Annotated in this window: 12 protein-coding genes and 3 pseudogenes; all 15 read left to right on the top strand. The window is 34.1% G+C overall.

All coding sequences use genetic code 11. The features are described from left to right. On the top strand, nt 1–1,243 hold a 1,243-nt coding region (locus ACLL8X_RS09000), incomplete at its 5' end, for a motility associated factor glycosyltransferase family protein (RefSeq protein ID WP_411990588.1). A gap of 33 nt (nt 1,244–1,276) precedes the next feature. Next, entirely contained in the window at nt 1,277–2,248 is a 972-nt protein-coding gene (gene legB / locus ACLL8X_RS08995) for a 4,6-dehydratase LegB (RefSeq protein WP_411990587.1), read from the top strand. After that, on the top strand, nt 2,241–3,383 hold the full coding sequence (locus tag ACLL8X_RS08990) for a LegC family aminotransferase (protein ID WP_411990586.1): 1,143 nt from the start codon (nt 2,241–2,243) through the stop codon (nt 3,381–3,383). The genes legB and ACLL8X_RS08990 overlap by 8 nt, the downstream gene beginning before the upstream one ends. Before the next feature lie 40 nt (nt 3,384–3,423). Further along, the gene (locus tag ACLL8X_RS08985; protein WP_411990585.1) at nt 3,424–4,143 is read left to right on the top strand and encodes a class I SAM-dependent methyltransferase; all 720 of its coding nucleotides are present in this window, start codon (nt 3,424–3,426) and stop codon (nt 4,141–4,143) included. Then, nucleotides 4,140–4,820, top strand: a complete 681-nt coding sequence (locus ACLL8X_RS08980; protein WP_411990584.1) for a class I SAM-dependent methyltransferase — start codon at nt 4,140–4,142, stop codon at nt 4,818–4,820. Before ACLL8X_RS08985 ends, ACLL8X_RS08980 begins: the two co-directional genes overlap by 4 nt. 11 nt (nt 4,821–4,831) lie before the next feature. Next, on the top strand, nt 4,832–5,797 hold the full coding sequence (locus tag ACLL8X_RS08975; RefSeq protein ID WP_411990583.1) for a hypothetical protein: 966 nt from the start codon (nt 4,832–4,834) through the stop codon (nt 5,795–5,797). A 42-nt stretch (nt 5,798–5,839) separates the two neighbouring features. Beyond that, a pseudogene (locus tag ACLL8X_RS08970) lies at nt 5,840–6,962 on the top strand (N-acetyl sugar amidotransferase). Nucleotides 6,963–6,974: 12 nt separating this feature from the next. Continuing rightward, nucleotides 6,975–7,651: pseudogene (locus ACLL8X_RS08965) on the top strand (class I SAM-dependent methyltransferase). Between the two features lie 39 nt (nt 7,652–7,690). After that, on the top strand, nt 7,691–8,695 hold the full coding sequence (gene neuB / locus ACLL8X_RS08960; RefSeq protein WP_411990582.1) for an N-acetylneuraminate synthase: 1,005 nt from the start codon (nt 7,691–7,693) through the stop codon (nt 8,693–8,695). Next, complete coding sequence (gene neuC, locus ACLL8X_RS08955) at nt 8,688–9,848, top strand: UDP-N-acetylglucosamine 2-epimerase (protein ID WP_411990581.1); 1,161 nt, start codon at nt 8,688–8,690, stop codon at nt 9,846–9,848. The genes neuB and neuC overlap by 8 nt, the downstream gene beginning before the upstream one ends. A gap of 2 nt (nt 9,849–9,850) precedes the next feature. Beyond that, nucleotides 9,851–10,876 carry a nucleotidyltransferase family protein gene (locus ACLL8X_RS08950; protein ID WP_411990580.1) on the top strand — a complete coding sequence of 342 codons (1,026 nt, stop codon included), beginning with the start codon at nt 9,851–9,853 and terminating at the stop codon, nt 10,874–10,876. Next, nucleotides 10,873–11,790 carry a Gfo/Idh/MocA family protein gene (locus ACLL8X_RS08945; protein WP_411990579.1) on the top strand — a complete coding sequence of 306 codons (918 nt, stop codon included), beginning with the start codon at nt 10,873–10,875 and terminating at the stop codon, nt 11,788–11,790. Before ACLL8X_RS08950 ends, ACLL8X_RS08945 begins: the two co-directional genes overlap by 4 nt. Continuing rightward, nucleotides 11,783–12,490, top strand: coding sequence for an acylneuraminate cytidylyltransferase family protein (locus ACLL8X_RS08940; RefSeq protein ID WP_411990578.1), 708 nt, complete (start codon nt 11,783–11,785; stop codon nt 12,488–12,490). The genes ACLL8X_RS08945 and ACLL8X_RS08940 overlap by 8 nt, the downstream gene beginning before the upstream one ends. Further along, the gene (gene ptmA / locus ACLL8X_RS08935; RefSeq protein ID WP_411990577.1) at nt 12,490–13,260 is read left to right on the top strand and encodes a flagellin modification protein PtmA; all 771 of its coding nucleotides are present in this window, start codon (nt 12,490–12,492) and stop codon (nt 13,258–13,260) included. The genes ACLL8X_RS08940 and ptmA overlap by 1 nt, the downstream gene beginning before the upstream one ends. Beyond that, nucleotides 13,260–13,527, top strand: a pseudogene (locus ACLL8X_RS08930) (motility associated factor glycosyltransferase family protein); the annotation flags it as partial. The gene ptmA and the pseudogene ACLL8X_RS08930, both read left to right, overlap by 1 nt.

Genomic DNA, 13,527 nt, shown 5'->3' with positions numbered 1-13,527 from the left:
TGTTTCTACTGGACCTTCTTTAACCAAACAACTTCCTTTGTTAAAGAAGTATGCAAGCAAAGCCACAATATTTTGTGCGGATAGTGCTTATCCTATTTTGGCTAAGAATGACATTAAGCCTGATTATGTGTGCGTTTTAGAAAGGGTTGTAGAAACTGCGGAATTTTTCAATAAGCCTTTTAAAGAATTTGATGAAGACATAGTATTTATCCTTAAGTCTGTTGTGCATCCAAAGAGTGTTGAGTGTATGAGAAAAAATGGTAGGGATTTTATGATTTCATCTTCTTATATGGCTTTTGTCGATTATGTAAGAATGGATAAATTCGGCTATTTTGCTTCGGGATTTAGCGTAGCAAATATGAACTATATCATCGCTACGCATTTAAGGCATAAAAATATCATTTTAATAGGACAGGACTTAGCCTATAATGACGAGGGCGATTCACACCCTGATGGGCATGTGTGGGGAGCTTTGGATAGCTTGGAAAAAGAAGATATAGTATATGATTTGAAAACCAAAGCTTATGGGGGTAAGGGCGAAGTTTATACAAATATCACTTGGAATTTATTTAGAAATGTATTTGAGCATCATATACACTATACTAGCACAAGGTCAGGCGTGAAGACCTACAACTGCACTGAAGGGGGTGCTAGGATAGAAGGAAGTATAGAAAAGCCTTTTTTATGGGCTTGTGAGAATTTATTAAATGAAGATTTAAATAAGCCTTTTGTGAAATTAGAACCTTTAAATTTAAATAAACAAAATGAATTAATGCTTAAGGCTTATTATAAGGTTTATCAAAGTATAAAGCATTGTAGGGAATTTAGCCAAGAGTTTCATCAAACTTATGATAAAATCAAGCATTCTTATTTAACAATACAAAATGAAGATTATGAGCTTAATCAAATCATCAAAGATATAGATAAGATGAAAGCTAAAATCGATAGCTTACACGATAGTCAAAAAGATTTGATACAAATTCTAGGACCCCTACTTACTCAATTTGAACTTAATTTAGCTAGAATTTATGTTTTAAATCCTAAGACTAAAGAAGATAGTTTTAATAAAAGTGTTCTTTGGATTAAAGAGCATTTGGAATTTATGGAATTAGTTTATGGACATATTAAAGCTCAAGAAAATGCTTTGATTAAAAATATAATTCCTTTAGAAGAAAAGCTTAAAGAAAGAGGATTAGGGAAGTGGATAAAGAGAGTAAGGGGGAAGAGTGAAGAGAACAAATAAGGCAGAGAAAGGATAAATGAAAGGAAAGGATAAATGAAACGCATTTTAGTTACGGGTGCGGATGGTTTTATAGGCTCTCATCTTTGTGAAAGCTTGGTAAAGAAAGGGTTTGAAGTAAGGGCTTTAAGTCAATATAATTCTTTTAATTTTTGGGGGCATTTGGAAAAAAGTCCTTATTTAAAAGATATAGAAGTGATAAGCGGGGACTTAAGAGATAGCTTTTTTTGCGAGAAAATCACAAAAAATATAGACGCTATCTTTCATCTTGGTGCCTTAATCGCCATTCCCTACTCTTACGCCGCCCCACAAAGCTATGTAGATACTAATGTCAATGGCACTTTAAATATGCTTGAAGCGGCTAAAAAAAACGCCGTATCGCACTTTATCCATACTTCAACTAGTGAAGTTTATGGGACAGCTCTTTATGTTCCTATCGATGAAAAACACCCCTTACAAGCTCAAAGCCCTTATTCTGCAAGTAAAATTTCTGCTGATATGATGGCTCTTAGTTATTATAATGCTTTTAAACTTCCCGTTCATATAGCTCGTCCTTTTAATACCTATGGACCAAGACAAAGTGCAAGGGCGATTATACCCACTATCATCACGCAAATTTTAAGCGGAGCAAAAGAAATAAAACTGGGCGATTTAAGTCCAACAAGGGATTTAAATTTCGTGCTGGATACTTGTGAAGGTTTTATTTCTCTTTTGGATTTAAAGGATTTTGGAGAAGTTTATAATATAGGCTCAGGCAAAGAATATTCTATGCAAGAAGTGCTAGAGCTTATACAAAAAATTCTCAATTCTCAAGTAAAAATTATCCAAGATACACAAAGATTACGCCCCGAAAATAGCGAGGTTTTTAGACTTTGCTGCAATGCTGATAAACTTAAAAAAGCAACAAAATGGCAAAGCAAAATAAGCCTAGAAGAAGGACTAAAACTAAGCATAGAGTATTTTAAAGAAAATTTACCAAGCTATAAAAGCGAGCTTTATAATGTTTAAAAGCGAAATTTCTTTTATAAAAAGCTTGTTTAACAAAGAAAATATCGCCTTACACGAGCCTTGTTTTATGGGTAATGAGAAAAAATACCTTTTAGAATGTATTGATAGTGGCTTTGTATCGAGTGTGGGTGAGTTTGTCCTGCGTTTTGAAAAAGCCCTACAAGAAAAAACAAAAGCCCGTTTTGTTATCGCTACAAATACAGGCACGGCAGCTCTTCATATTGCTTTAGTGGCTAATGGGGTGGATGAAAATTGCGAAGTGCTTACTCAAAGTATGAGCTTTGTAGCGACAGCTAATGCTATTGCTTATACGGGTGCGAAGCCGATTTTTTTGGATATAGATGAAAATACTTTGAGTTTGAGTGCGAAGGCTTTAGAAGAATTTTTGCAAAATAACAGCTATCAAAAAGAAAATCAAAGCTTTAACAAAACAACTCATAAGCTTATCAAAGCTTGTGTGCTTATGCACACTTTTGGCTTGAGTGCGGATATAAAAGCTATTAAAGCCCTTTGTGAAAAATACCATATCATTTTAATAGAAGATGCCGCAGAAGCACTGGGTAGCACTTATGAAAACAAGGCTTTAGGCACTTTTGGAAAATGCGGAATTTTGAGTTTTAATGGCAATAAAATTATCACAGGAGGATGTGGCGGGGCGATTTTAAGCGATGATGAAGATTTAGCCTTCATAGCAAGACATCTTAGCACCACAGCAAAAATACCCCATATTTACGAATATGACCACGATAGGATAGGATATAATTACCGCCTTTGTAATGTCAATGCTGCGATTTTACTAGCAGGACTTGAAAATTTAGAATTTTTCTTAGAAAATAAAAGGGAATTAGCAAGGATTTATAAGGAATTTTTTAAATTCAATGACAAGTGTGAATTTATAGATGAAAAAGCAGGGACAAAAAGCAATTTTTGGCTCAATACTCTGTGCTTTAAGGATGAAAATTTAAGAAATATTTTTTTAGAAGAATGCTTAGAAAATAAAATTCAAGTGCGTCCTATTTGGAAAAGTTTGCCTAGTTTAAAAGCTTTTCAAACTTGCCAAAGAGATGCTCTTTTAAACACACAAAAACTAGAAAAACGCTTGGTAAATTTACCCAGTAGTGTTAGAAGAAAATAAGCAATTTATGCTAAAATAACCGCTTTTGAAAGGAAAAAGAATGCAAAAATATATCGCTAATGAAGAAATTTCAAATAATCAAGGAAGCAATGAAGAAATTTGGGAACAAATCTTTAGCCAAAAAGAATGGGGCAAATATCCTAGTGAGAATTTAATAAGATTTATAGCAAGAAATTTTTACAACGCACAAGATAGAAGTAAAATAAATATCTTAGAATTGGGCTTTGGCACAGGGACTAATTTGTGGTTTTGTGCAAGGGAAGGCTTTAGCGTAAGTGGCATAGAGTGGAGTAAAACAGGAGCTAATCGTTTTAAAAAGCGAATGGAAGATGAAAAATTAAGCGATAAAATCAAGCAGATTGAAATAGGCGATTATAAGGATAGCTTAGATTGCTTTGAAGATGAGAGTTTTGATGCGTGGATAGATAATTATTCTTTAGCTTATAATGATTTTGAGAAAACAAAAAGCATTATAGAAAAGGCTATGAAAAAACTTAAAAAGGGTGGTAAATTTCTTTCTATAACCCCGAGTTTTTATAACGATGGCTTTGAAAAAGATGAAAGTTTGGGCTATCATTTGGTAAAGCCCGTAAGGGGAAGCGATGCTTGCACGGGACTTATAAGGTATTGTGATGAAAAGGATTTAAAAGAGCTTTATGAAGGCAAAAACTACAAGATAAATGATATAAAAATTCACATACAAAGGGATTTAAGTAAGCAACTTAATGAGCTTTTTATAGTGGAAGGAGAAAAAATATGAGTGTTTTGTGGGAAGAGATTTTTGACAAAAAAGAATGGGGTAAATATCCTAGTGAGAATTTAATAAGATTTATAGCAAGAAATTTTTACAACGCACAAGATAGAAGTAAAATAAATATCTTAGAATTGGGCTTTGGCACAGGGACTAATCTATGGTTTTGTGCAAGGGAGGGCTTTAGCGTAAGTGGCATAGAGTGGAGTAAAACAGGAGCTAATCGTTTTAAAAAGCGAATGGAAACTGAAAAATTAAGCGATAAAATCAAGCAGATTGAAATAGGCGATTATAAGGATAGCTTAGATTGTTTTGAAGATGAGAGTTTTGATGCTCTCATTGATGTTGCTTCACTTTGTTGCAACGATAGAGCAAAGACTAGAGATATTTTTATCAAAGCCCTTAAAAAGCTTAAGATAGGGGGCAAGTTTTATTCTAGTGCCTTATCGAAGCAACTTTTTGGCTATGAAGAGAATAAGGGGGATTTTTTTGAGCCAAATTGTGGAATTTATGTGAAAATGGGAGCCTTGAGATTTGATGATGAGCAAAGCTTAAAAGAGCTTTATAAAGAATTAAAATGTGTGAATTTTTACACCCAAACCTTAAAAGATGGGCAAAGTATTAAAGATGAGCTTTTGATTTTTGAAGGTGAGAAAATTCCTTCTGGGGGGGGGTATCAAAATTAAGGCTTTGGAAAATGAGTAAAACCCTGCTTGAAGTGAATGATAGCCTTTGTGATGATTTTGGAGAGGATATTTATTTTCAAAAAGAATATGCCAAATTTTATGGGGAAGTTTTTGAGTTTGGCTATAAAGAACAAGAAAAATTTTTAAAAGTTATAGCCAATAAACAAGGCATAGAAAATACTTCTTTTTTTGATTTGCAAAGTCCTTATGGGTATGGTGGAATTTATAGCAATAGTTCTGATGAAGCTTTTTTAACTAGGGCTTTAGAAAGCCTAAAACAAAGGGCTTTGGAAGAAAAGATTATCGCTTTTTTTATAAGATTTCATCCCTTTGATAAAAATTTAAGTTTTTATGAAAAGAAGCTTGATTTTTTTGTAAAAAAAAGAAAAATAGTCATTGTGCCTATGTATGAAACTTTAGAGCAAATTAGAGCCTCTTATAGTCCTAGAATAAAAACTTATATCAAAAAAGCAAGAAAGGAGCTTGAAATTTCAAGGGCAGAGCCAAGCGATGCTAAGGATTTTAAAAGGCTTTATGATAAGACTATGGAGAAAAATAAAGCGGGGGAATTTTATTTTTTTGACGAGGTTTATTTTAAAGAGCTTTTTAAGTTTAAACAAAGTTTGATTTTAAAAGCAAGCTATGCAAAGGAGAATTTAGCTTATGCTAGTTTTTTCTTGGGCGAAAAATTTGCTTATTATCACTTAAGTGCGAATAAAAATGAAAAAAATGCCAACGCAGCCTTGCTTGATTTTGCTTTTGAGCTTTGTTTGAAGAAAAATATCCATTTTGTCTTGCTTGGAGGTGGGGTGAAGAATGAGGATAGTTTGTTTTATTTTAAGCAAAAATTTTCAACACTGGAAGGCTTTTTTCACATAGGTGGCATAGTTTTTGACGCTTTAAACTACGAAGAACTTTGCAAGGCTTATAAAAATAATTTTTTCCTTAAATATCGCATACGGGGGGGGGGGGATTAGAAATCATTTTTATAAGCTTTGTAAGGCTTATAAAGGAGTAAAATGAAATATTGCGATTATTGTGTTATGCCCGATACTAGACCGGGGATTAAATTTTTTAAAGATGAAAAGGGTAAAAATATATGCAGTGCCTGTGTCAATCATAAAAATAAAGCCAAGATTGATTATAAGGCAAGATTTAAAGAGCTAGAAATTTTGTGCGATAAATACCGCAGAATGAATGGAAAATACGAATACGATTGTGCCATAGCCGTAAGTGGCGGAAAAGACAGCCATTTTCAAGTGCATATTATGAAAGAAAAACTAGGGATGAATCCCATACTTTTTAGCGTTGAAGATAATTTCACTATGACAGAGGCTGGCAAAAAAAATCTTAAAAATCTAAGCGAAACTTTTGGCTGTCATATCATAAGTTTAAAGCCCGATATAAAAACCCAAAAGAAAGTGATGCTAAAAACCTTTGAAAAATACGGCAAACCCACTTGGTTTATCGATAGGCTGATTTATAGCTATCCCTTTGCTATGGCTTTGAAATTTAACACTCCCTTGCTCGTTTATGGAGAAAATGTAAGTTATGAGTATGGGGGGGGGGGATAGCGTTGAAACGCCAAGCGCTAGAGAAATCTTTTTAAACGGGGTGGCTAATGATTTGGATATAGCCGAATTTATAGATGAAGAAATCAAAGAAGAAAATCTTCAGCTCTTTTTCAATCCCCAAAAAGAAGATGCCAATAAGCTTTGTCCTATTTATCTTAGTTATTTTGTGAAGTGGAATTCTTATGCTAATTATATTTTTGCAAAAAAGCGTGGTTTTTGCGACTTGAATGGCGAGTGGGACAGAACACATACAGCAGAAAATTTTGACCAAGTTGATAGCATAGGTTATATAGTCCATGCTTGGATGAAATACCCTAAATTTGGACACGCTATGGCAAGCGATTATGCAGCGCGTTTTGTAAGATATGGGCTTTTAAGTCGCAACGAAGCTCTTGAGCTGGTGCGAAAAAGAGATCACAAGCTTGATAATAAATGCGTAGAAGATTTTTGTAGTTTTGTAGGAATTTCAAAAACGAAATTTTGGCAAATCATAGAAAAACACTACAATATGGACTTATTTTACAAAAACGAATTTGGAGAATTTAAACTTAAAAATGAAATTTGCTAATAAGGAGAAAAAATGCAAAACTCACTTCAAACTTACACGGCTAAATACGATGAAAAAGGCTATGGACTACATTTTCCTGATGGGCATGTGGTGCGTTTTTATGAAAGAATTTTAAAATACAAACTGAATAAAACAAGCGGGAATTTGCTTGATTTTGGTTGTGGTAATGGGGTGCATTCAGCTTATTTTCAAAGCAAGGGATTTAAGCCTTTTGGAGTGGATATAGTGCCAAGCTTAAAAGAAAATTGGGAACAAAATATCATAGGGGGGGGGGGGCTTGTAAAATTATAGAGCCAAATTCTAGTCTGCAAGGGCTTTTTGATGAAAAAATGGATATAATTTTTGCCAATCAAAGCCTTTATTACATCCCACCTTTAAAGCTTAAGCAAAATATTTTGGATTTTTATGAACTTTTAAATCAAGATGGAATACTTTTTGCTACAATGATGAGTAAAAAAAATTATTATTTTTCACACAGCCAAGAACAAGAAAAGAATGGTTTAAGCAAGGTCAGCATTAGCGGACGACTAAATGAAACAAGCTTTATACATTTTATCGATAAAGCCCAAGATTTAAAAGAGCTTTTTAAACCCTTTGAAACCTTGTTTTTAGGCGATTACGACCCTATTAATTTTTATGATTTTGAAGGCTCGGCACATCATTTTATTTATATAGGTATTAAAAAATAAATTTTTGCCTTTATTTTAAGGCAAAATAAAGGCTAAATTATGAAAAAAACTTTAATCATCGCAGAAGCCGGTGTTAATCACAATGGCGATTTAAATCTTGCTAAAAAACTCATAGAAGTCGCTGCGGATGCGGGGGCTGATTTTGTTAAATTTCAAAGTTTCAAGGCTAAAGACTGCATAAGCACAAGGGCTAAAAAAGCCGCTTATCAGCTTAAAACCACGCCCCAAAATGAGAGCCAACTTGAAATGGTAAGCAAACTTGAATTAGACGCTAAGGCACACAAGGAGTTAATTTCTTACGCCAAAAAATGCGGCATAGCCTTTCTTTCTACGCCTTTTGATTTAGCTAGTATAGAGCTTTTAAATGACCTAGGGCTTGAAATTTTTAAAATTCCAAGCGGAGAAATTACGCATTTGCCTTATCTAAAAAAAATCGCCTCATTCAATAAAAAAATCCTACTTTCTACGGGAATGTCTAATTTAGCCGAAATAGAAACAGCCCTAAACATACTTTGCAAAAACGGCACAAAACGCCAAAATATCACTCTTTTGCATTGCACGACCGAATACCCCGCACCCTTTGATGAAATTAATCTTAAAGCCATACAAACCCTAAAAGACGCTTTTAAATTAGATGTAGGGTATTCAGACCACACAAGGGGCATACACATTCCTCTAGCTGCCGTAGCCTTAGGAGCATCTGTGATAGAAAAGCATTTTACCCTAGATAAAACTATGCAAGGACCCGACCATAAAGCCAGTTTAGAGCCCAATGAGCTTAAAGCCCTTTGCACTCAAATCAGACAAATACAAAAAGCTATGGGCGATGGTATCAAAAAAGCAAGTAAAAGCGAGAAAAAAAATATCGCCATAGTAAGAAAAAGCTTAGTGGCTAAAAAATCCATCAAAAAAGGCGAATGCTTTAGTGAAGAAAATCTCACAGCCAAACGCCCGGGAAATGGTATAAGTGCTATAAGATATGAAGAATTTTTAGGCAAAAAGGCTAGGAAAAATTATGAAGAAGATGAGCTAATCCGTGAGTAAGAGAAAAATTTGCATCGTTACGGCTACAAGGGCTGAGTGGTATCTTTTAAGGAATTTATGCCACGAAATCCAAAATGACAAGGATTTGACACTTCAAATCATCGTTAGTGGAGCGCATCTTAGTGCTGAATTTGGACTAAGCTATAAGGAAATAGAAAAAGAATTTAAAATAAGCAAAAAAATTCCCATTCTCCTTGCAAGTGATGATAAAATCAGTCTTTGTAAGAGTATGAGTCTAGCTTTTAGCAGCTTTAGCGAAGCTTTTGAAAATTTAAAGCCCGATATAGTCGTTCTCCTAGGGGACCGCTATGAAATGCTAGGCGTTGCAAGCGTGTGTCTTTTGATGCACCTTCCTTTGGCACATTTATGTGGCGGAGAACTTACCTTGGGAGCTATGGACGATAGCATAAGGCATAGCATTTCAAAAATGTCGCATTTGCATTTTGTAAGCCACGAAATTTACAAAAAAAGGCTTTTACAACTAGGCGAAGAGCCACAAAGGGTTTTTAATATAGGCTCTTTGGCGGCTTTTGTCATTAAAAATATCCCTTTTTTAAGCAAAGAAGAGCTAGAAAATGCCCTTGAAATGAAGCTGGATAAGGATATTTATCTCATCACTTACCATCCTTTAACCCTAGCTTTAAAAAACAGCCAAAAAGAAATTCAAAGCCTAGTTCAAAAACTAGATAGGCTTCCTAACGCAAATTTAATCTTCACTAAGGCAAATGCCGATGAAAACGGACTTTTAATCAACGAAATTTTAAAATCCTACTGCCAAAAAAACCCACACAAAGCCAAGCTTTTTGACAATCTTGGCTCACAAAAATACCTAAGCCTTATGAAAATAGCCAAAGCGATGGTGGGAAACAGCTCAAGTGGCATTAGCGAAAGCGTGTTTTTTAAAACCCCTTGTATCAACATAGGCTCAAGACAACAAGGACGCTTAAGAACCCAAAATATCATTGATTGTGAGTTTAAAACCTTAAATCAAGCCTTTGAAAAATTAGAAAGCAAAGCCTTCAAACAAGAATTAAAAAATTTTAAAAACCCTTATGAAAAGGGCAAAAACCCCAACAAAATCATAAAAACTTGCTTAAAAAATGTAAATTTAGATACAATCTTACACAAAAAATTTATCGATTTAAAGGGCTAAGTGTGGATATTAACAAACTCAAACTTACTCCAAGCTCAAGCATAGAAGAAGCTTTAAAAATAGTCGGCAAAGAACGCGTTAGACTGGGTATTATCGTAGATGAAAAAGATAAATTTTTAGGCGTCATTAGCGATTCAAACATTAGAAAAGCTTTGATTAATGGCAAAAGCTTAAAGGATAATATCAAAGAAATTTATACCAAAAATCCTATTACCATCAAAGAAAACACAAGCAAAAATGAGCTTTTAAAGCTTTCTGCAAAAACAGATATTTATGATTTTCCTGTTTTAGATGAACAAGGTGTTATCCTTTCTATCAAATCCATCTCTTCACTTTACAAAGCCCAAGCTAATTTCATCATCATTATGGCAGGGGGTTTAGGCTCTCGCTTAAAAGAACTTACCAAAAATACGCCAAAACCTATGCTAAAAGTAGGCAAAAAACCCATTTTAGAAAGCATAGTTCAAAGGCTTAAGGCTCAAAATTTTGAAAATTTTATCTTTTGTGTGAATTACAAAAAGCAAATCATCGAAGAGTATTTTAAAAAGGGCGAAAAATTAGGGGTCAAAATCGCCTACATCAAAGAACGCAAAAAACTCGGCACAGCAGGGGCTTTAAGCCTTATAAAGCAAGATTTTGAAGAAAGTTTTATCGTGATGAATGCAGATATTTTAACCGAACTTGATTTTAACGCTCTTTTAAAAGCCCATAAAAAATCAAAAGCCCTAATGAGTGTTTGCGTGCGGGAATTTGAACAACAAATTCCTTATGGAGTTATCACGCAAAAACAAGGCTTTATCCAAAGCATAGAAGAAAAACCCAAGCAAAAATTTCTTGTGAGTGCGGGTATTTATGTGCTTGAAAGAGAAATTTTAAATTTAGTGCCTAAAAATGAGTATTTAGATATGCCAGAACTAATTAAACTGGCTATGCAAAAAGGCAGGGTTAATACCTATATCATTAATGATTATTGGATTGATATAGGGCGAATGGAAGAGTTTTTAAAGGCTAATGAGGATTTTAAATGAAAGTTCTAATCATAGGCTTTGGAAGCATAGGAAAAAAGCATTTTTTAGCCCTAAAAAATTCAAAGCATCAAGTAAGCCTTCTTTCTTCAAGTGCCAAAAAAGATGAATGGCAAGATGAATGGCAAAAAACCCCGATTTACCGCTCTTTTGAAGAATGCCCCTTAAAAGACTTTCATCTTTTTATCATTGCCAATATCACCCCTTGGCATTTTAAGAGCTTAAAAACTCTCGATACGCTTGTAAAAGATAAAATTATACTCGTGGAAAAACCTTTATTTGAAAAAAGCTTTCAATTCCAAAGCCTTAGAAATACTATTTTCGTGGCGTATTTATTGCGTTTTCATCCTGTTATAACAGCGTTAAAAGAATTTTTAAAGGATGAAAAAGCTTATTTTGCTAGTTTAACTTGCAACTCTTATTTGCCCCACTGGAGAAAGCAAGATTATAGAAAAAATTATAGTGCCAAAAAAGAACTAGGGGGCGGGGTTTTGCTCGACCTTTCACACGAAATAGATTTGGCATTTTTTCTTTTTGGGGATTTGAAATTACTCTACTCAAAAAACGCCAAAATTTCAGAGCTTGACATCACAAGCGATGATTTTGCTTTTTTGGCTTTAAAGAATTTACAAGGCACTAGCATTCATATCACTTTGGATTATTTTTCCAAATTTAACAAAAGAGAGCTGATTATCCATACTTTAGAAAAAAGTTTTTGTGCCGATTTGATAGAAAACAAAATTAAAATTTATGATAAAAATCACAATGAGCAAATTTTAAGCTATGAAAATGATACGATAAAATTACTTGAAAATATGCAAAAAGCGGTTTTTCAAAAAGACAAAAGGCTTTGCGATATAAAACAAGCTTTAAAAGTGCTTAAAATTTGTGATGAAGTAAGGGAAAAAAATGGCTGAAATTTTATGCACTATCTGTGCTAGAGGCGGTAGCAAGGGCGTTAAAAACAAAAATATTAAAAAAATCAATGGGCTTGAAATGATAGCTTATAGCATTATCCAAGCTAAAAATTCCAAGCTTTTCAAACACATCGTTATAAGCACTGATAGCGATGAGATTGCGGCTGTGGCTAGGCAATATGGGGGCGAAGTTTTTTTTAAAAGACAAGCTCATCTTGCTAGCGATGAAGCTGCAAAACTCCCTGTAATGCGTGATGCCCTGCTTAGAAGCGAAGAGTATTATAAAACGCATTTTGATACGCTCATAGATTTAGACGCCTCAGCTCCTTTGCGTTCAAGCCTTGACATTCAAAAAGCTTATGAAAATTTTGTCAAAAACGCTAATTCTAATCTCATCAGTGCCACTCCTGCTAGACGCAATCCTTATTTCAATCTCGTAGAAATTCAAAATCATAAAGTGGTAAAATCCAAAGAAGGCATTTTCACCACCCGCCAAAACGCCCCAAAATGCTATGATATGAATGCAAGTATTTATATTTTTAAAAGGGATTATATTTTACAAAATGATGATGTTTTTGGCGAAAAAACAGGGCTTTTTATTATGGATGAAAGCACGGCTTTTGATGTGGATAGTGAGCTTGATTTTAAGATTGTGGAATTTCTAATCTCTCAAAAAAATTTATTACCAAAGGATTTTTAATGCTTGAAAATAAAATCATTTTTGTAGCAGGAGCTTGCGGACGCATAGGCAAAGCCCTTTGCAAAAAAATACTCACTCATAAGGGCATAGTCATACTGGCTGATATGAATTTAAATCGTTTAAAAGAGCTTAAAAAAGACTTAGAAGAAGAATTTAAGCTAGAACTTTTAAGCCTAGAGCTTGACATTACAAAAGAAGAAAGCTTAAACAAAGCCCTAGAAAAAAGCAAAGAAAAATACAAAAAAATAGACGCCTTTGTCAATTCAACCTATCCTTTGGGTAAAGATTGGGGAAAAACGGCTTATTATGAGCTAAAATACGAGCAAATTTGTGAGAGTTTGAACTTGCATTTGGCAGGTTTTATGCTAGCAGCCCAAGAATTTGTCAAGTTTTTTAAACAACAAGGATATGGCAATATCATCAATCTTAGCTCCATTATGGGAGTTTATGCACCTAAATTTGAAAATTATCAAGGCACTTCTATGCAAAGCTCCTTAGAATACAGCGTGATAAAAGCAGGGATTAACCATATGGGAGTTTGGTTAGCTAAAGAACTTTTCAACCAAAATATACGCGTCAATACCCTAGCAAGCGGGGGGATTTTAGACAATCAAAACGAACTTTTTTTAAAGGCTTATAGAAAATGCTGTGCGAGCAAGGGTATGCTAGATGCAGATGATGTGTGCGGAGCTTTGGTGTTTTTACTGAGTGATGAAAGCAGCTTTATCACAGGTCAAACCCTAGTAGTTGCTGATGGATGGGGGCTATGATGATTTTTAACCCCACCCAAAAAGAACTTTTTAACAAAAACCTTAATGCTTTAAACAATGCTCTTTTAAAAGAAAAGTTAGGGCAAATCAAGTCAAGTAAATTTGAATTTGTTTTAGGAAAGGATAATTTAGATATTAATTTAAAAGATATTTCAGGGGGGGGGGGATTTAGAGAGGGGCGATAATAGTGTTTTACTTTATCAAGACCCTCTTAAAGAATTACAAACTATGTTAAATCTTTACAATGACAAATACCTACTTTATCCT

Origin of the sequence: Campylobacter parajejuni (assembly GCF_046764905.1) — a bacterium.
GTDB lineage: Bacteria > Campylobacterota > Campylobacteria > Campylobacterales > Campylobacteraceae > Campylobacter_D.
This window is presented reverse-complemented; position numbering and strand designations above follow the sequence as displayed.